This window comes from Vibrio sonorensis, assembly GCF_001854765.1.
In the GTDB taxonomy this organism is placed as follows: Bacteria; Pseudomonadota; Gammaproteobacteria; order Enterobacterales; family Vibrionaceae; genus Vibrio; species Vibrio sonorensis.
Window position 1 is genome coordinate 1 of the sequence record NZ_LJJE01000035.1, and the last position, 20,128, is coordinate 20,128.

Annotated in this window: 13 protein-coding genes and 3 pseudogenes; 12 read left to right on the forward strand and 4 right to left on the reverse strand. The window is 44.8% G+C overall.

The genetic code is table 11. From position 1 onward, the window contains the following. From BLO31_RS06005 to purF, 8 genes and pseudogenes are all read left to right on the forward strand, one after another. Positions 1-828 (forward strand): FimV C-terminal domain-containing protein (locus tag BLO31_RS06005; RefSeq protein ID WP_281182206.1); only part of this gene is annotated, 828 nt, incomplete at its 5' end. Positions 829-926: 98 nt separating this feature from the next. Next, positions 927-1,720 (forward strand): annotated as a pseudogene (truA, locus tag BLO31_RS06010) (tRNA pseudouridine(38-40) synthase TruA). A 175-nt stretch (positions 1,721-1,895) separates the two neighbouring features. Then, positions 1,896-2,822, forward strand: coding sequence for an acetyl-CoA carboxylase, carboxyltransferase subunit beta (gene accD, locus BLO31_RS06015; protein WP_070963517.1), 927 nt, complete (start codon positions 1,896-1,898; stop codon positions 2,820-2,822). A gap of 40 nt (positions 2,823-2,862) precedes the next feature. Continuing rightward, positions 2,863-4,125 carry a bifunctional tetrahydrofolate synthase/dihydrofolate synthase gene (gene folC / locus BLO31_RS06020; RefSeq protein WP_070963520.1) on the forward strand — a complete coding sequence of 421 codons (1,263 nt, stop codon included), beginning with the start codon at positions 2,863-2,865 and terminating at the stop codon, positions 4,123-4,125. After that, positions 4,126-4,354 (forward strand): annotated as a pseudogene (locus tag BLO31_RS25125) (cell division protein DedD); the annotation flags it as partial. Between the two features lie 59 nt (positions 4,355-4,413). Beyond that, a pseudogene (locus tag BLO31_RS25130) lies at positions 4,414-4,701 on the forward strand (SPOR domain-containing protein); the annotation flags it as partial. A gap of 61 nt (positions 4,702-4,762) precedes the next feature. Beyond that, a complete protein-coding gene (locus BLO31_RS06030; protein ID WP_070963524.1) occupies positions 4,763-5,254 on the forward strand; it encodes a CvpA family protein in 492 nt (163 codons plus the stop codon). 33 nt (positions 5,255-5,287) lie between these two features. Beyond that, the gene (gene purF / locus BLO31_RS06035; RefSeq protein WP_070963526.1) at positions 5,288-6,802 is read left to right on the forward strand and encodes an amidophosphoribosyltransferase; all 1,515 of its coding nucleotides are present in this window, start codon (positions 5,288-5,290) and stop codon (positions 6,800-6,802) included. A 41-nt stretch (positions 6,803-6,843) separates the two neighbouring features. Here the strand turns inward: purF and znuB are convergent, their stop codons facing one another. Continuing rightward, positions 6,844-7,629, reverse strand: a complete 786-nt coding sequence (gene znuB / locus BLO31_RS06040; RefSeq protein WP_070963528.1) for a zinc ABC transporter permease subunit ZnuB — start codon at positions 7,627-7,629, stop codon at positions 6,844-6,846. After that, positions 7,622-8,407, reverse strand: coding sequence for a zinc ABC transporter ATP-binding protein ZnuC (gene znuC, locus BLO31_RS06045; RefSeq protein ID WP_070963530.1), 786 nt, complete (start codon positions 8,405-8,407; stop codon positions 7,622-7,624). The genes znuB and znuC overlap by 8 nt, the downstream gene beginning before the upstream one ends. A gap of 84 nt (positions 8,408-8,491) precedes the next feature. On the opposite strand from znuC, the gene znuA reads away from it, so the two are divergent. Both znuA and BLO31_RS06055 read left to right on the forward strand, forming a co-directional pair. Beyond that, entirely contained in the window at positions 8,492-9,379 is an 888-nt protein-coding gene (gene znuA, locus BLO31_RS06050) for a zinc ABC transporter substrate-binding protein ZnuA (protein ID WP_070963532.1), read from the forward strand. Between the two features lie 257 nt (positions 9,380-9,636). Next, positions 9,637-12,948, forward strand: a complete 3,312-nt coding sequence (locus BLO31_RS06055; RefSeq protein WP_070963535.1) for a helix-turn-helix domain-containing protein — start codon at positions 9,637-9,639, stop codon at positions 12,946-12,948. A gap of 886 nt (positions 12,949-13,834) precedes the next feature. Here BLO31_RS06055 and argS read toward each other — a convergent pair. Continuing rightward, positions 13,835-15,568 carry an arginine--tRNA ligase gene (gene argS / locus BLO31_RS06060; protein WP_070963537.1) on the reverse strand — a complete coding sequence of 578 codons (1,734 nt, stop codon included), beginning with the start codon at positions 15,566-15,568 and terminating at the stop codon, positions 13,835-13,837. A 243-nt stretch (positions 15,569-15,811) separates the two neighbouring features. On the opposite strand from argS, the gene BLO31_RS06065 reads away from it, so the two are divergent. Further along, positions 15,812-16,423, forward strand: a complete 612-nt coding sequence (locus tag BLO31_RS06065) for a VOC family protein (RefSeq protein ID WP_070963539.1) — start codon at positions 15,812-15,814, stop codon at positions 16,421-16,423. A gap of 72 nt (positions 16,424-16,495) precedes the next feature. Here the strand turns inward: BLO31_RS06065 and BLO31_RS06070 are convergent, their stop codons facing one another. Continuing rightward, a complete protein-coding gene (locus BLO31_RS06070) occupies positions 16,496-19,270 on the reverse strand; it encodes an insulinase family protein (protein ID WP_070963541.1) in 2,775 nt (924 codons plus the stop codon). 282 nt (positions 19,271-19,552) lie between these two features. Between BLO31_RS06070 and sixA the strand changes: the two genes are divergently transcribed. Beyond that, on the forward strand, positions 19,553-20,017 hold the full coding sequence (gene sixA, locus BLO31_RS06075) for a phosphohistidine phosphatase SixA (protein WP_070963543.1): 465 nt from the start codon (positions 19,553-19,555) through the stop codon (positions 20,015-20,017). The last annotated feature ends 111 nt before the right edge of the window (positions 20,018-20,128 follow it).

Below are 20,128 nucleotides of genomic sequence, written 5' to 3' on the forward strand. Positions count from 1 at the left end.
TTGGCGGAATTTGCAGCGGAGCCAGAGCCTCTACCTGATGCTGGGAAAGGGGAAGTTACGCCAAGTGAAGAAGAGCCGATCGCTATGTCGGAAACGGATCTTCTCAATGCTCTTGAAGAATCGGAAGTTGATGGGGAAGAAGATTTCCATTTAGATAACTTAGATATACCTTCTCTAGATGAAGTCTCTCCAGAAGAGGAGGCACATCGTCATTACGACGAAAAGGCGTTCGACGAACTTCTAGCCGATGAATCTCCTCAAGAAAGCGACTTTGAAATAGACACTCCAGATCAAGTGACTTCAGACAGTGCTGGTATGGACTTAGATGCCATGTTAGACGTCGGTGAAGACTGGAACGGCTTTAGTTTATCCGCAGAGCAACAGGCACAGATAACCGATGACATCCCAGAAGAAGAGCAGGGTATTTGGAGCAGTGATAATCTACCAGAGCAAGCTCAGGTCTTAGAAGAAAACTGGGAAGATCAAGAGAGCATTGCCGATCTGAAGTCCGGAGATCATGGTTACAGAACGATCGATGAACTGATGGCAGAGGTGGAAGCCGAAGAGGGTAAGCCATTCGATGAATCGGAAGAGGAACTGAATCTAGACGTCGGCCTAAATGACTTCCCCGATGTGATTGGTGATATAGGGGAAACCGATGTCGATGCCAATGCGGAAGCAGCAGGTAAGCTGGATCTAGCAAAAATCTATATGGAGATGAGCGACAAAGACGGTGCGATCAAGCTACTAGAAGAAGCGATTGTCGACGGTAGCGATGAGATTCGACGCGAAGCGAAAAGCTTAATTGATAAATTGAACGGACGTTAATATAAGCGTTATCGCTTAGGAAGGGGGCAGATGCCCCCTTATCTTTTTAAATGTAAACGGCTATACTTCTGCCCCCATTTTTGTAGAGAACGACTCAGATGAGAATCGCTTTAGGTATCGAATATAATGGCAGTGCTACTATGGATGGCAGCGCCAGAAAGAAGTCATCAGTGTGCAGGAAAAGTTGGAACGAGCACTGAGTGTGGTCGCCAATCATCCGGTTGAAGTGTTGTGTGCAGGGCGCACAGATGCTGGTGTACATGGTACTGGTCAAGTGGTCCATTTTGACACTACGTCTGAGCGTAAGATGGTAGCTTGGACAATGGGAGTAAATGCTAACTTACCGTCTGATATCGCTGTAAGGTGGGCTCACCCTGTTTCGGAAGAGTTTCACGCCAGATTTTCAGCAACGGCTAGGCGCTATCGCTATATTATTTTCAACAGTCCTCTGCGACCGGGTATTTTGTCGAATGGTGTGAGTCACTATCACGGCGAATTAGATCACGAACGCATGCATACAGCAGGGCAATACCTTTTAGGTGAGAATGATTTCACGTCTTTTAGAGCTGTTCATTGTCAGTCGCGCAGTCCGTGGCGTAACATAATGCACTTAAACGTGAGTCGTCACGGGCAGTACGTAGTTATTGATATTAAAGCGAATGCTTTTGTTTACCATATGGTGAGGAATATAACCGGCAGTCTTATTGCAGTAGGTCGTGGCGAGCAAGAACCAGAGTGGATTGAATGGCTGTTGGAAGCCAAAGACAGAAAATTAGCGGGAGCAACCGCTAAAGCGGAAGGACTCTATTTGGTCGATGTGGACTACCCTGAATCTTTTGAGCTTCCAAAAGGTGCGATCGGTCCTCTGTTTCTGCCAGATGAGTTGAACTAATCCTAGCTTAATTGTTCAAAAAATCAGTGCATTACCGCATGAGAGATAGGTACAAGAAATAGGTACAACCAGTTTTTTGTCCACAGCTGGCACTTTCTATGCTTTAATCCTCACGCGTAAATCCAGAATTTGTAACTTTCGCAGCCTGCGGAAGTGTTGATAGAAAAGGTCTTCCATGAGTTGGCTTGAAAAAATTTTAGAAAAAAGCAACATTGTAAGTTCACGCAAAGCGTCAATACCTGAAGGGGTGTGGACGAAGTGCCCAGTGTGTGGTCAGGTTCTCTATTACGCAGAGTTAGAGAGAAACCTAGAGGTATGCCCTAAGTGTAATCATCATATGCGTATGAAGGCGCGTCGTCGTCTTGAAACTTTCCTTGATGAAAACAACCGCACAGAACTAGCTGATGAGCTAGAGCCAATGGATAAACTGAAGTTTAAAGATTCGAAGCGTTATAAAGATCGAATCTCTGCGGCGCAAAAATCCAGCGGCGAAAAAGATGCTTTAGTTGTAATGAAAGGTGAATTGCTCGGTCTACCAATCGTTGCGTGTGCTTTCGAGTTCTCCTTTATGGGTGGCTCAATGGGTTCGGTTGTCGGTGCTCGTTTTGTTCGCGCTGTAGAAGCTGCTATCGAAAACAATAGTGCACTAATTTGCTTCTCGGCCAGTGGTGGCGCGCGAATGCAGGAGGCGTTAATGTCTCTTATGCAGATGGCAAAAACCAGTGCTGCATTGGCTCGTTTATCTGAAAAAGGTCTACCTTTTATTTCGGTGTTAACTGACCCGACTATGGGTGGTGTTTCGGCAAGTTTAGCTATGCTTGGCGATATAAACATTGCTGAGCCTAAGGCATTGATTGGTTTTGCCGGTCGCCGAGTGATAGAGCAGACAGTACGTGAAGACCTACCTGAAGGCTTCCAACGCAGTGAGTTCTTATTAGAACACGGTGCGATTGATATGATTGTTGACCGCCGTGAAATGCGTACACGCGTCGGCAGCATTGTCTCTAAACTTACTAATCAGCCATCTCCTCTTGTGGTATCGGTTAACGATTCTCCAAATGAAGAGGCATATTCTGTACCAGAAGCGGATGAAAAAGGGTAAAGTAGCACTAACGTAAAATTACCGTGATTCGGTTAGTTAGATGAATCAAAACCCAATTCCCCAAGCCACATCACCTCTCGCGATGTGGCTTGATTATTTAACCAACATCCATACCTCAGCTATCGATCTAGGACTTGAACGAGTTCAGGCGGTTGCTCAAAAAGCTCAACTGATAAAACCAGCCCCTACAGTCATTACCGTTGCTGGAACTAATGGCAAAGGTTCGACATGTGCTTTGATGGAAGCTATCTTGCTCGACGCTGGCTACTCAGTAGGTGTCTACAGTTCTCCACACCTAATTCGATACAATGAACGCGTTAGAATCAATGGCAAAGAGCTTTCAGATGAAAAGCACAGCCAAGCTTTTGACTTTATTGAAAATGCTCGTGGTGATATCAGCCTTAGTTTCTTTGAATATGGCACGTTAGCCGCTCTAAGGTTGTTCCAAACGGAAAACGTTCAAGTGGTTCTATTAGAAGTGGGGCTAGGCGGTCGTTTGGATGCGACGAATGTCGTTGACCACGACGTTTCAGTGATTACCAGCCTAGCTATCGACCACGTAGACTGGTTAGGTGATGATATCAATGTGATTGGCTATGAAAAAGCGGGGATCTATCGCAGCGATAAACCTGCTATTTGCGGGCAACCAAAGGCACCAGCGAGCGTTGCTGCACACGCTGATGATATTGGCGCACATCTTCATCAAGTTGGCATCCAGTTTGATTACAAGGTGACGGAAAATCAGCGTTGGTCTTGGCGCAGCGGCACATTCGCTTTAGATGATTTACCGCTGCCAAGTCTCCCCCTTGCTAATGCAGCGACTGCTCTAATGGCACTGGGTTGCTCTGAACTTGATATCAGTGATGTAAACATAGTAAAAGGTCTTGAGTCGGCTTCTCTTGCTGGCCGTATGCAAGTCATTGGCCACGGCCCGACAGTGGTGTTAGATGTTGCTCATAATCCCCATTCAGCCGAGTATTTGAAAGACGAAATCAAAACTCGTTACGGGAATCAGCGAGTTCATGTGGTGATTGCCATGCTGCACGACAAAGATATCAAATCGACGATAGACGCGCTGTCAGGGGTAGGGGACGTTTGGTATCCTGCCTCGCTAACCGGTGAACGAGCGGCGAAAGCCTCAGAACTGACCGCGTACCTACCCGATTACCAAGCAGAATTTGATAACCCTGTAGCCGCATTTGATGCCGCGATGACAAACGCCGATAAGGATGATGTCATTTTAGTCGTCGGTTCATTTCACACGGTAGGTGAAGTGTTATCGCATTGCGAAAAAGGAGAGTAAATGGCGAGTAAATTTCAAAGTCGCTTAGTGGGTACCATTATCCTTGTCTCAGTAGGAGTTATTGTACTGCCTGACATTTTGGATGGTAAGAAAAGCCACTATCGCGAAGAGATCGCGAGCATCCCTATAAAGCCTGAGCTGGAAAGTGAAATTGAACGATTTGAAGTGCTTGAACCAGTGGAAGACACGGTGGCATTGCCAGAATCTCCCGTTGAAGCCATCGTTGAAGAATCAACGTCACAGATAGCTGAAGTAGCTCCAACTGAGGCCGCTGATGCTCAGGCTTCCGATGTCGTCGAAGTAGAGGTTAAGCCCGTACCTGAACGCAACGAGTATCAGGAAAGCGCTTGGTTAATTCAACTTATGGCACTTAAAAATGCTGAAAATGCGAAAAACGTAGTTAAGGATCTACAGAAAAGGGGATATCAGGCTCATACTAAATTAGAAAACGGTTTTACCCGAGTAATCATAGGTCCCGATGTTTCAAAGAGTAAGTTGGAAAGACAGCTTATAGAACTTGAGAAAATTACCGGTTCCAAAGGTCGATTGCTCAAATTTAAACCACTTAATCCATAAGAAAACGTTTGCGTCAGCGTTTTTTCTGTTAAAATGCGCGCCAACTTAAGATGTTGAACTCATGAATTGGTTAGATATTGTCATTTTAAGTGTGATCGGCCTGTCGGCTTTGATCAGTTTAATTCGCGGTTTCGCGAAAGAAGCCATGTCATTGGTAATTTGGTGTGGAGCGTTTTTTATCGCCAGCCACTATTACTTAAAGTTAGCGGTTTATTTCACTAACATTCAAGACGACATGGTTCGAAACGGAGCGGCGATTGCAGCCTTATTTGTTGCTACGCTAATTGTAGGGGCCATTGTGAACTATGTGCTCGGACAATTAGTTCAAAAGACAGGGCTTTCAGGTACAGACCGTGTACTCGGGGTGGTTTTTGGAGCACTGCGAGGGGTCTTAATCGTATCTGCGGGTTTGTTCTTTATGGATGCATTTACTACCGCTAACTCTTCGGAGTGGTGGACTAGCTCTCAGTTAGTACCTGAGTTTAGTCGTGTGATTGCACCCTTTTTTGAGCACTTAAAGGCGACATCAAGTTTCTTATCTGGCGCGTTATAGCGCCAGCCATTGTCGAAAATCGAGGGTTAGGACATGTGTGGTATTGTTGGAATCGTTGGCACAACGCCTGTAAACCAGTCTATCTATGACGCATTAACGGTATTACAGCACCGTGGCCAAGATGCCGCTGGTATTTGTACCATAGAAAGCAATCGTTTTCGTCTGCGTAAGGCGAACGGATTGGTTAAAGATGTATTTGAAGCCAAACACATGCAGAGACTGCAAGGCACTGTTGGTATTGGTCACGCACGTTACCCTACAGCAGGTAGTTCAAGCGCTTCGGAAGCACAGCCGTTTTACGTGAACTCGCCTTTCGGTATTACCCTTGCTCACAACGGTAACTTAACAAACGCGGCAGATATTCGCGAAAAACTTGTTGAAAAAGATCGCCGTCACCTAAATACGACTTCTGACTCAGAAGTGTTGCTAAACGTATTGGCTCACGAAATTGATACGGTTAAAGGCAACGTAACTTCTGATGATGTTTTCCGCGCCGTGACAAATGTTCACCGCACAATCCGAGGAGCATACGCCGTTGTTGCTATGATTATCGGGCATGGTCTTATCGCATTCCGCGATCCAAATGGCATCCGTCCACTTTGTCTTGGCAAGCGTGAAGTAGATGGCCGCACTGAGTACATGGTTGCTTCTGAATCTGTAGCCTTAGATGCGGTTGGTTTTGACTTTGTTCGCGATGTTGCTCCGGGTGAAGCGGTATACGCGACGTTTGATGGTGAACTTCACACGCGCCAGTGCGCTGACAACCCATCTCTAAACCCATGTATTTTTGAGTTTGTATACTTTGCACGTCCAGATTCGTTTATCGACAAAATTTCTGTATACAGTGCTCGCGTAGAAATGGGCAAAAAACTAGGCCAACGCATTCGTGATGAGTTCGAAAACCTAGATATTGATGTGGTTATCCCCATTCCAGAAACATCGTGTGATATCGCTTTGCAAATAGCACAAGCTATTGAAAAACCATATCGTCAAGGCTTTGTAAAGAACCGTTATGTAGGCCGTACCTTTATCATGCCAGGTCAACAGCAACGCAAGAAGTCAGTGCGTCGCAAGTTGAATGCTATTCGCTCAGAGTTTAAAGACAAGAACGTGCTTTTGGTTGATGACTCTATCGTACGTGGAACCACATCAGAGCAGATCATTGAGATGGCTCGTGATTCTGGCGCGAAGAAGGTTTACATGGTTTCTGCAGCTCCTGAAATCCGCTTCCCGAACGTTTATGGTATCGATATGCCAAGTGCAAACGAACTAATCGCACACGGTCGCGACAACGAAGCTATTTGTAAACAGATTGGCGCTGATGAGCTTATCTTCCAGAAACTCGATGATCTCGTTGAAGCCGTAGGTTTAGGCAATACCGACATCACCAAGTTTGAAACGTCTGTTTTCAACGGCGAGTATGTGACTGGAGATATTGATCAAGAGTACTTGGATTTCATCGATTCATTGCGTAACGATGATGCAAAAGTACAACGCGAAATTAAGCAAGAGTTAGCTAACTTAGAGTTACACAACGAAGGTGCTTAACCGCAGTATCTAAAAAAGGGCTTCCAATGGAAGCCCTTTTTTTATGCGCGAGATTTAAATGTTTGAAAGAGGATAAAGAGTGCTGTTGCCGCAACTACAACGGAAGGGCCAGCAGGAGTATCAAAATGCCACGACATTGAGAGGCCGGAAAGGACGGCGACGGCACCGATTATTGATGCAAATAGCGCCATTTGCTCCGGACTACGAGCCAACTTTCTAGCAGTTGCAGCGGGAATGATTAATAGTGACGTCATAATAAGTGCACCTACAAACTTCATTCCAACTGCAATAAAAACGCCGACTAACAGCATTAAAACCAGCCTCATTAGGTCGACATTGTGTCCTTCAACAGCAGCCAACTCTTCATTTATCGTCGTCGAAAGTAGTGGACGCCAGAAGGCGAACAAAATTACGGCGACCAGAGCGACCCCTGCATAAATATAGAGAATGTCTTGCGGCGATACTGCTAACAAATCTCCGAACAGGTAACTCATCAAGTCGATACGCACATTGTCTAAGAAGCTCACGGTTATTAAACCTAGAGAGAGCGAACTGTGGGCAAGGATCCCTAATAAGGTATCTGTGGCTACAACTCGCTGCTTTTGCAATGTGACCAAAACGACAGCCAACGCTAAGCAGCATACCAGTAGGGCTAGGTACAGGTTCACATTTAACAGGAAACCTAACGCAAGCCCCATAAGTGAAGCGTGTGCTAAGGTGTCGCCAAAATAGGCCATGCGGCGCCATACAACAAACGAACCCAATGGACCCGCGATGGCGGCAATTCCTAATCCAGCGAGTATGGAAGGAAGTAAAAACTCAATCATGATGATGGTGACCGTGAGAGTGGTGACTGCAAGTATCCGCATCACCTTCAACGGCTTGTCCCGCCAAGTCGTGGTGATGGTGGTTATGTTGATGATGATAGAAGGCTAAGGACTCACTGCGCGCCTCGCCAAACAGGGCGATGTAATTTGGGTGTTGAGTAATGTCCGCCGGAGCGCCAGAACAACAAACGTGGTGATTTAAGCAAACGACGTCGTCGGTTTTAGCCATAACTAAGTGCAAGTCGTGGGACACCATAAATACCGCGCAATTGAAACGATGGCGTATCGTATCGATCAGGTCATATAGGTCGATTTGTCCTTGAACGTCAACGCCTTGAGCGGGTTCATCTAGCACTAAAAGATCTGGCCTTTGCAAAAGCGCTCTGGCCAACAAGACCCTTTGGTTTTCGCCACCTGACAAAGAGTGCATATTACTTTCTAACAGATGCTCTGCACCGACGAGCTTTAAGGCATCTAGTCTCTCTTGCTGGCTAAAGCGACCCGCTAAAGAAAGAAAACGAGAGACATTGAGTGGCAAGGTATCGTTGAGTTTGAGCTTTTGTGGCACATAACCGACCTTTAACCCTTTCGGCTTTTTGATGTTTCCTCGGAAGTCTGCTTGCAAACCAAGTAGGACTTTGACCAAGGTTGATTTACCAGCACCATTTGGACCAATCAGGGTGGTAATTTCTCCTCTTTTGATGGTTAAAGAGACATTATCTAAGACCTGACGTTCACCGAAACGAACACTAACTTTGTCTAGCTCCACTAACGGCATTTAAATAGAACTCATTTGCAATTAAATCTTGTTATAATGTAACATTCATCCCACTTTAAAGCCATATCAAAGCGTGCAAGGACTATGAAACGATTATTAACAGCCGGTCTTTTACTCAACTTGGCGGTATTTTCAGCCAATGCGGCGGACGTACTCACCTCGATTCGACCTATTCAAATGATCACAACTGAAATCACTAAAGGTGTTAGCCAGCCTGAGGTACTTCTTGGCACAAATACATCGCCTCATGATTACGCGCTTAAGCCATCGGATGTACGCCGTATCCAAGGCGCAGATTTGGTGATTTGGTTTGGTCGCGATTTAGAGCCTTTCTTAGAGAAGAGCTTAAGCAAACGCGATCGGGTATTGACCTTGAGTCAGGTTGATGGATTGGCATTGCGAGAGTTTGCCGAAGGTGGACACGACCACCATGATCATCACGGGCACGACCACGGCACTCATGACCCACATTTTTGGCTCGGTCATAAAACAGCCGTACAAGTTGCACAAGCTATAACAAAGGCAATGGCAGAACTGGACCCAAATAACCAGTTGGTTTATGAAGAAAACCTCAAACAGTTTGAAGCTGAAATGCAGTCACTTTCAGAAAAAATCACTAAGCAGTTAGCGCCAGTTAAATCGAAAGGTTACTACGTATTTCACGATGCCTATGCCTATTTTGAAGAAGACTACGGGTTAAACCAGTTGGGGCACTTCACGGTTAGTCCTGAGAGAAAACCCGGGGCAAAAACATTGATTAAGATCCGAAAAGCGTTGGCCGCAGAAGAAGCTACATGTGTGTTTAAAGAGCCTCAGTATACGCCAGCTGTAGTGCAGTCAGTGACTCGCGGTAGTAGTGCCAATATAGGTGAACTTGACCCTCTAGGTGCTTCGATCGAAGTTAAATCAGGCAGTTACTTTGTCTTCTTACAAAGTTTGGCAGATAGCTTCGAAACCTGCCTGAGTAAGTAACCGTACACTTTCCCGCCTAATTTTTACCTGAATCACAGAATCCATGTGATTCAGGTATTAAAAGTTTTGTTTTTTTGAGCTACCTATCAGTTAATCTTGTAAGATAATTAACTCTGCGAATTAATCTCGTAGACTTTGTTATGGGATAGTTACGTGATGTTTTAATGGGTAGCGATAAAAACACAATAACCTGCACCTCACATTTTCTCTCCTCAATAATCGTTTTAATTGGTTGTCAGACCGCTGGAATTTAAGTTTTGTATAGAACTTTTTGGGTTTGGTTGGCGCTGTTTTTCAGTCAACTGACCTGGGCTATGGATGACTCGCCTAAAGTATTTTATCCGTTGCCGACTCAATCTCAGGGCAAAGTATTCGCCGCCAAAAATCTGTTTTTGGCCAGCGAGGGCGGCCTTTGGATTCAAGATGTACGAAATCAGGTTCTTCTGTTTGATGGCACCAAGGTTCTACCCAGTGCAGGCTCACTGCTCCCCAATGACCACACCGAGGTTGTCTATCTTCAAGAAGCGTTTTGGTCGTTCATCGACAACGAGATTTATCGCACCTTGCCAAACCGAGAACGCGAACTGATCTTGAGCCTTAAACCGGGCACTGAGATTAGAAAGATCGGCACCTCTGGTGACTATGTTTGGGTTTCCGATGATGCCAACTTTTACACCTACCACGCGCTTACCGGACAGTTTGATTCCTACTCTTTGATGGAACTATACAAGTTCAACCAATCTACCGATTTTAAAATAAATGATGCAGCGTTCATTTTGTCTAAGTGGGTTCTTGCAACGAATGCGGGGGTTTATTTATCCGATGAAAACGGTTTTAGTCATGTAGAGGTATCGGGTAATCGATATGTTGAAAGGCTCTACTTTTCTGAACGCAGGCGTGAACTCTTAATCGGTGCTTTAGACAAGGTGCTCATTTTTAATGTAGAAGCACCGGGCCAACCGGTTACCCTGTTTGCGACTTCTCACGTGCTTTCTATAACCGAAACTGGCCAAGATTACTGGATAGGCACTGAAGATGGCCTCTACTTTTATTCATTTATGACTGGGGAGTTTCGAAGATTCGACGACGTATTAGTCGGAGGAAACAGTCTTTCTGGTGAGAAAATCTACGCACTTCTCAACGACGAAAGAGGCGGCGTATGGATAGCCACCGATAAAGGTATTCGCTACTACTCTCTGTTTAGCGAGAATTTTGTTCGAGTACCGTTACACAACCTCACCGGGGTGATGCGAAGTGATAAGCCTGAAAAACTTATCCCTCGAGAGTCACAAGAAGGCTATTGGATGATCACTAAAAGTGGTCTGTTTATCGTTGACCGTTATTACCAGAGGAAAGACCTTGTTTATAAAGGCAGAGTTAATGACGTTCTTGAAAGTGACGGGTATCTCTACATAGCAGTAACAGGAAAGGTCCTTAGAATTAAACTCTCTTTGGTGGGGCATCGCTTTGAAACGATAGGCCGAAATCGACAGGGTAACTCGGCGGAGTTTTTAGAAGCGGGGAGTAACGGCGTAATTTGGGGTATTGGGCGAGATAAGTTGTGGCGCTACGAACCGAAAGAAAATGCGGCGAAGCTTATTGGAAGCGATTGGATGCTTGACCAATATTTACCTGCAAAAGTAACGAGAACGGCATTAACTGAAGATGACATTCTTGTTATTGGTACTGAACACGGCACTTATATTGTTAAAGGCGACTTGGTTCGTTTTGTTGATGACAGTACCCAGTTTGGAAAAGTGTTCAGTATTTTGCCGATTAGCGATGACGAAGTTTGGGTCGCAGCGGCGTATGGCAGTTATCGCTTATCCACTAAATCTAGCTATGTCTATACCTTACCTATGGTTGACGCTCATATTAAACCTCAGTGTATGTTGATGGATGACAATGGCGTTTGGCTAACTTCCTCGGCGGGTTTGACGCATTATCAGTTGTCTGGAAGTATAGAAAACCACTTCGGTTATCCTTATGGATTAATAAATAACGAGTTTTTGTCTGGGATGTGCAGCAATGGCAGTAGTGCCAAGCCGTCAATTGTCTTGGGCTCAAAACACGGCCTTGTTTTAGCGGATACCTCTCAGCTGATCAGTAGCTACCTTCCTCAACCTAAGTTGGTATTTAGCCATATCAAAGCGAATCAACAACTCGTTTCTTTAGCTGGCTCTCACCGCGGGGTGCTCAATTTTAACTTTGGTGACTCTATTTCAGTACAGGTGGGAGTGCTTCCGTCATTGGACAACATGTCACTGGAATACAAGTTAGATCGCGAAGAGTCTTGGCAAGCTTTGGAAGGCAATCTTCTCACTATCGATCACGCCCTTCCGGGCAAGTACCAGCTGATTGTTAGGTTTGTGGAGAACGGCAAGCAAGTTGGTATGAAGAAATCCTTGTTCTTTTCGGTATTAGAACCTTGGTATCTCAGGTCTTATGCGGTCGTTGCGTACATATGTACTGCTGTTTTACTCGTTCTTATATTCGCTACTTGGCGATCTCGCCTAGTGGTTAAGTCTAACAGAAAACTCAAGGCCCAAGTCGCGTTAAAAACCAATCAACTGCGTCATCAAAGCCGAATATTACTGGCGAATAACAATCAGCTGCGCAAACAGATCCAAGTGCGACACATCTTATTTACTCAGTCGGTCCAATCTCTGCTAGACAAAATAAGTAGTAAGGGAGGCAGCGACGGGGAAATAAATCAGTGGCTTTCTGGTGAGCTTTCTATGTTGCTCAATATTCGCAGTGATAGTGGGCGAGGTGAGCCGGTTTATAACCTCTGCCTTGTCGTTCAGTCAGTGATAGATGGCTGGCAAGAAGAACTCACCAAGGCAGAAATGTCGGTAGACTTTGATTGCCACAACGATCAAGAACACTATGTACTGCTTGAGAGCTTTAATCTAGACGGTATCTTTAACTGGCTGTTTGACAGTGCGGTAAAGCGCGGTTTCAAAAATCAGATATTAACGATTCGAGTTGCTCGTCGTGGTGACAACGTAGTCTGTTCAATGTTTGATCTGGGAGAAAAGCCCACTCAGTTTATTGATGATGAAAACCCCATGTATCAAGAGTTGGTGAACATGGTGGAACAAAGCGGAGGTCAGTTGCACTGCCATACTTCGGATGAGCGCAATTTGGTAGAGTTGAGCTGGCCTGCGCGAAACGCGTTTAATGAAAGTACCGTCACTGAGCCGGAAAATCACGACAACCCGAAATCAGAAGAAGACCCTTGGTTAGACAAACTGAGTTCGTTGGTAAACCAGCACTATTCTGACTCAGAGTTCGGTACTTCTTCCGCCGCAAAAATGCTATATGTTTCTGAACGAAGTCTTCAACGACGAGTAAAAACCTTACTCAATAAGACGTTCAAAGAATATTTAAGTGAAGTTCGTCTGGATCACGCTTGTCGCAAGTTACTCGCCGGTGAGAAAGTGGCCGACGTAGCCTTTGATTGTGGATTTAACGACCCTTCCTATTTTAGTCAACGATTTAAGCACCGCTTCGGTGTCTCTCCAACGCAATTTGTCGAGCAAAGTGATAACGACGACAGTGAGTAGCTACACGCCCTAAATGAGCCTCAGAGCGTGAACAAGCGCTTTGCAGCATAGACTCCAGTGACAAGCCAATAACCCTTACAGCGCACAACCGATGACCTATCAATGGGGGATAACTCTTTAAGATAGTTAGAAGGTGTTGAACGCATATATGCGTAAAAGTGACCGCAAGCATACTCAATATCGATTGGGGAAAATACAGCACCGCTTAGGCGAGTATTTCTTGTGCATAAAGATGTGAAATCGTCGTTGAAAGAAAAGAGAACCTAGTGAGTCTAGATGTGTTGAAAAGAGTTTGATTTGTTTGCAAGTGGGACTAGAAAAAAAATATCGTGGTATAGCCGGGGGGACTATACCACGGGTGCCAATGACACCTTCGCTTGCTGCCGGAGTGGTGCAGGAATGCACCACCTCTGGAATTCGTTTGTCTAACAAGGTCATCCCCTGCCGACGTGGTTAACTATACGGTTAAAGACTTTTTTTATTTATAAAATTAACGACACTGTTACATGAAAAATCCGACACCAATTTTAAGTTATTGATTTAAATGGTTTTGTCTGGGGTGGTTTTTAAGGAAAAGTCAGCGCATTGTTAATTTGTGTGAATTTGGAACCGATGTTTTGACGTTTTTTACGTAAGCGTTTTTTACAAAAATGACGTTCAATTTGTGTGTTTAAGTCAAGATTTAGATGGAAGAGAAGTAAGGGTAATTGCCAATATTAACCTTTTTAACGTTGTGGCTAATAAAGTAAAAAATGGCGTAAGGATTTGGCTAGCTAAAGAGGGAATTTGGTTTTGTGCGTTGGTGAAAAATTAGAGCACGGAAGAATATTCAGATATAAAAAAGCCACCCTTTAGCAGACTAAAGGGTGGCTTTACTGCAAAAGAGTTACATGCGTTCTAGGGTATCAATACCTAGTAGTGCAAGACCTTGTTTAATTGTTTTAGCAGTAAGAGCAGCTAGTCGTAAGCGACTTTGCTTAATAGCAGCATCTTCGCTATTGAGGATAGGACAAGCTTCGTAGAAGCTAGAGAACTGGCCTGCTAGTTCAAATAGGTAACTACACATGATATGTGGTTGGCCTTCACGGGCTACAGCTTGTACTGCTTCTTCAAACTGAAGAAGTTTCGCTATTAGCGCTTTTTCCTTCTCTTCGCTTACTAGAATCTCACCTTCTAGAGAGTCCATAGCGATACCCGCTTTGGCAAAGATAGACGCAACGCGCGTGTAAGCATATTGCATGTATGGCGCTGTGTTACCTTCAAACGCAAGCATATTGTCCCAGTCAAACACGTAGTCAGTAGTTCGGTGCTTAGACAGATCTGCGTACTTCACAGCTGCCATCGCAACCGTGTTAGCGATTTTGCTTTTTTCTTCGCTATCGAGTTCTGGGTTCTTAGACTCAATCAGTTTAATTGCGCGCTCTTCAGCTTCGTCTAGAAGATCGGCAAGACGAACTGTACCGCCCGCGCGAGTCTTAAATGGACGACCATCTTTGCCCAGCATCATACCGAACGCATGGTGCTCAAGCGTGACTTCTTCAGGCACATAGCCCGCCTTGCGAACGATAGTCCATGCTTGCATTAGGTGCTGATGCTGACGAGAGTCGATAAAGTAGAGAACGCGATCCGCGCCAAGTGTTTCGTAGCGGTATTTTGCACATGCGATATCAGTTGTGGTGTAAAGGAAACCACCGTCGCGTTTTTGGATGATGACGCCCATAGGCTCGCCATCTTTGTTTTTGTACTCGTCAAGGAAAACAACTTGCGCGCCGTCGTCTTCTTGAGCCAACCCTTTTTCTTGAAGGTCAGCAACAATAGGAGGAAGCATATCGTTGTACATGCTTTCACCCATCACGTGCTCACGGGTTAGAGAAACATTTAGGCGGTCGTAGTTACGCTGGTTTTGAATCATAGTTACATCAACCAGCTTCTTCCACATCTCCGCGCAGTACTCATCACCACTTTGAAGTTTTACGACGTAGCTACGTGCGCGCTGTGCAAAGTCTTCGTCTTCATCGTAAAGCTTTTTCGACTCGCGGTAGAAAGCTTCCAGATCAGAAAGTTCCATAGAAACTTCGTCGTTCTCTTTTTGAACGCGTTCTAGGTTGGCGATAAGCATACCGAACTGTGTACCCCAGTCACCAATGTGGTTGGCGCGAATCACTTTGTGACCCAAGAACTCAAGGGTGCGAACAACAGCGTCACCAATGATGGTCGAGCGCAGATGACCAACGTGCATTTCTTTTGCAACGTTTGGCGCTGAATAGTCAGCAACAATGGTCTTCTGTTCTTCAGAAGCAACACCTAAACGAGGATCCGCTAAAGCTGAATCCGCCTGCTTCGCTAAAAACGCTTCAGACAGGAAGATATTAATAAAGCCCGGACCTGCGATTTCGGTTTTGCTCGCGATACCGTCTAGGTCGAGAACATCCAGCACTTTTTGTGCGAATTCGCGTGGATTGGTACCCAGTTTCTTGGCTACACCCATCACGCCATTTGCCTGATAGTCACCAAACTGAGGCTTCGCAGATTGGCGAACTGCGGCAGGACTACCTGCAGGTGCGCCAGCGGCTTCTAGAGCCTGAGATACTTTTTCATTTATCAGTGCTTGGATATTCACACGTACTTCCTTCAATTCTCTGGAATTGTAATCGCATGCTGAATCACAACTCTTTGGATTGCCTAAATATATGAATAATATTCAGCAATAAAGAGCATCGGCATACTTTGATCAAGTTCATAATTTGGCGCACATAATAACAACTTTATTGCCTCGCATACAGGGAGTCAGCTGGGAATTTTTCACCTTTTCCCGACGATCTTGTTAGTATTGTCGAAAAAATAGTGTTTTGAGAAAACTAACATGCCGAAAAGTCTTAAAAATACAGGTTTAGCGCCAAACGAAATGTTGGTTAAACTTGACCAATTTATGGATAAAATTCATGGCCTAATGGATATTTTGGGGCTAAATATGCAGCCTTATAAAGCGGATCATATCGCCCTTAGGATTAATGATAACGAGTTGGCTCAATTGGCCCATAAGGCGTGGTTAGAGCTGGGTGAAGAGATCTCTTGTGCAAAGATAAATGGTCGGCCAATCATAGTGGTTAAACTTCATCGTGAGATTGAAATTGGTAGCTGGAAAGTTGATTGTATCGAGCTTCCTTATCCTGCCGTAGGCAAAACGTATCCCCAGCAAGGTTGGGAACACATTGAGTTTGTCGTACCTTCAAAAACAACTTCAATTTCCGATTATCAGCAAGAGCTGTTTGATTTGTGGCCTGAACTAGAACGCAATTGGGCAAGGTTGGCGGCGCTTGGTGTTAAGACTAAACTATCCAGCCCAAAAGGCGAAGGTGAACGCCTGAGTAACCCCACACTGGCATTCAAGTACGATGGGGTATGTATCAAATTACATCCCCATACTTTGGAAAGCATTGTTCAGTCTGAACAAGAAGGCAACGGGCTGGGCTGAGAACGTCATCGGTTAGCGCTAAAGAAGTAGGGGGGACGATTAAACCACCCCTATTTAGGTTCTATTGATAGGTTAGCCCAGTTGGCAATCTTTAGGCCTTAATTGAAACTCCTCGATTGAGCCAATTTCACTACCGACTTTCAGCGGTTCACTGTCGCGGTGGGCGTCACCTTGAGCATGCATGATTAATCGATTGGCAGTACGTGGTTTAAGTTGGTTAACGACAAATCGAATCATATCACTGCGCGTTAGAAATTTTAGCTCTTCAAGTACAGTTTCTCTTTGATTGAACTGTAGATCCTTGTTGCCTATCGCTACCCATAAACGCTGCGCTCGGCCTCTAAGTGTGGTGTCTGGAGTCGTGATCTGATTCCAAAGTCCTTTTTTGCTACTGTGCCATTGGTACTCATTTAGTTCTAACAAAACCATGTAAAAGGCATTTAGGAACTCATCTATCGATGTCAACAGCTCGGCGGGCGCGGCGTTAGGGGATTGAACATAGAGGACTATGCCCGGATGTTTGTTTAACGGCATGTTGCCAGTACCGACCATATAGCCCAGTTGCTGCTTGGTACGAATTTCGTGGAAGAAGGTCGCCGACATTAGGTGATTGGCCAACGAATAGAGGGCAATGTTCCTTGGGCTGGTATCTTCGCACTGGTAGTAAAGGACAATCGCCGAGTCCTCTTGATTACATACTACCTCTTTTTGGAAGGTACCACTTTCACCAAGCATTACAAGTGGTCGAAGTGACTCTTCGTATTGCTGATCTTTTACTCGTAGTGCCTCTTTGAGCATATCGCCAAGTTTTAACGCGTCTCTTTTAACCCAGTCTCCGTAAACAAACATATCGACGTGGATCTCTGCCAGAATTTGAGTCACAAAATTGGGAAGCTCGTCGACCGTAATCGTTTCTAATGCATCGGCTAGGACGGAATACGGCGGATTGTTTGGCTGTAATATGCCCGTCATTGCATTAAATAGCTGGGAGATAGGTCTGTCTTTGGCCGAGTTATTCCAATTTCTAAGCAGTTGGTTTTTTATTTGGTTAAAGCGACTTTCATTGAACTCACGCTCAGCAAAGCGACTTAAAATCATCGACATAAGTTGAGGTTGCTTTTTGCTAAATCCGGATAGTGTCAGTGTGACACCTCCTTGGTGAGCGTACATGTTATAGCCCATGCCTGCGATTTCAGCTTGATAAGTTTGCTTGGCAAGGGAGTCGAGAAACATTTCTACACATAGTCGCGTCATTACGATGTTTCTTGGAGTTGCTACCGCAAATGGACTGTCTAGCGCCATAAAAACAACGCCTTTGGGGACGCGAAACTGATCGTCTTGCTGATGCCAAAGAGTAAAGCCGGGCAGTGATTCAATGACTTCGGGATGAGAGTTGACCTCTCCAATGGGTTCAGGATCTAAGTCATAGCAAATAAACGGGTTTTTAGTTGGCAATGCGAATGACAACGGGCTGGGTTGTAAGTAAAACTGTGTTTGCTCTGGGGTTAGCTCCCTTTTGTGATAAGGCGTGAAGTACCAGTTAGCTTCCTGATCAAACTCTTGATTGTCACAGATTAAGGTGATGCGAACCTGTTTCGGAACAAAGTAAGCGAGTAACTCTTTTAAAAGCACTGGCTGATATTCCTTCATCATAAAGTCGCCATACACAACATCTTCCGGTAGGTAATGTTGCATATTGATCACTAGATGACTGGCGAGATCCATAGGGCGAGTGGGTTCTTGATAGCGAAAAGCGGACTCTAGAACCGCTTTCTTTTCTAAGTAGCGCCACTCGTCAAACCCTTCGCGTCGAATTAAATCGATAAAGCTAAAGATTGCTTGAACGATATCGTCAGTGTGTTCTATGCCTTCCGGCGTTAAGTTACAACTTACGGTGAACTCGCGATAGTTACTGCCACTAGCACCACCGCCTGCGGAAAGTGAGGTAATCCAGTCTTTTTCTTTTAGTGCGAGCATCAGACTGTTTTCGCCTTCATAACCCAATAGGTGGGCAAAATAGGAGAGGGGTTTAGCCTGATAGTACTCGTCCATACTTGGGAATGGGAACGTCAGGATGAGTTTGCGGATTTCTTTTACGGGCTTTACGCCAACAAACTGTCCCGGTGTTTCCTTGCAGATATACGGCACTTCGACGCGTTTGCCTTGTAAGCCTAGATTGGGAATGGAGCTAAAACGTGCTTCAACCCAACTTTGCATGGTTTCAAGATCCTGAGGACCTACAAGAGTTAACGTCATTAGGTCTGCGGAATAGTGCGTGCGATGAAATTGAATAATTTCATCGCGTATACTCGAACCTTCGCGATCCGCAAGGGTTTCCAAGTTGCCAACAGAAAACTTGCTAAAAGGGTGTTCTGGATTGACGGTTTCTTTATGCACTTGATAAAGGCGGCGAGAGTCGTCGTTGAGTTTCAGTTTGTACTCGGACTCAACGGCATGTCGCTCTTTATCTAGCGCCTCCTCATTGAAAAGCGGGGCAGAGAAAAACTGACTAAAGCGATCTAAAGCGGATTCAAAAGCGTTTTCGGTAACGTCAAAAAAGTAGCAGGTGTGTTCGGTACCCGTCCAAGCGTTGTTACTTCCACCGTGCTGACTTATAAAGGATTGAAACTCACCCACCTTAGGGTACTTTTGGGTACCTAAGAACAGCATGTGTTCAAGGTAGTGTGCTAAACCTTCTCGGGTATCTGGATCGTCAAAATGCCCGACATTCACAGCCAGTGCTGCTGCTGATTTTTGGGCCGACTTATCCTGAACAAGTAATACTCTAAGCCCATTGTCCAGGGTGATATAACGATAAAGGTTGTTATCATTTGGGCTTAAATGCACGAGCGATCTCCGCCTGAGGTTTTGTTTAATTATGAACCTGAATAAGGCTACTGGAAAGTATCTACTTGAGAAACATGAACAATAGTATGTGTTTTATTAATAATGTGTCTATAAACTAAAGAAAAATAATTATAATTTACGATTAAAAAATGGTGCGATGTAGAGAGTGTTAAGAAAGTCGAAGTCTTTGCGAAATGGCTTGATATAATCATTTATATAAAGATAGAAAAATTAGAAGCCACACCACAATGTGGACACAAAATATAAAATTAGGAATGAACCATGAAAATTTTTATCATGCGACACGGTGAAGCAGAAACTTATGCTTCTAGTGATTCAGAAAGAGCGCTAACAAAGCGAGGAGAAGAAGCTTCACTCAAGGTTGCTCAGGCGTGCAGTGAGCAGGGGTTTGCTCAGTTTGATAAAGTACTCGTTAGCCCTTATCTACGCGCTCAGCAAACTTGGCAGATGATCTCCAACACATTTAAAACCAGCAAAATGGAAACCAGTGATGATATCACGCCTTATGGAGATTCAAGTCAGGTTTACGACTATGTTTCGGCGTTGATTGAAGTGGAAAACCCTGAAACCATCTTGTTAGTTTCCCATTTGCCCCTAGTTGGCTATCTCACAGCAGAGTTTGTCGCGGATATGGTTGCGCCAATGTTCCCCACTTCAGGTTTAGTTTGCATCGACTATGATCCGGTTAAGAAGCAAGGTGAGTTGCTGTGGAATATCCGCCCATAAGAGGGTTTGAAACGGTTTCCATTTAATTAATGTCAAAAGAGAGTCGTTGCTACGGCTCTCTTTTTAGTTGTTATCCAAAAGCTAGCCATAAAATTGACATTTTAACTGGAC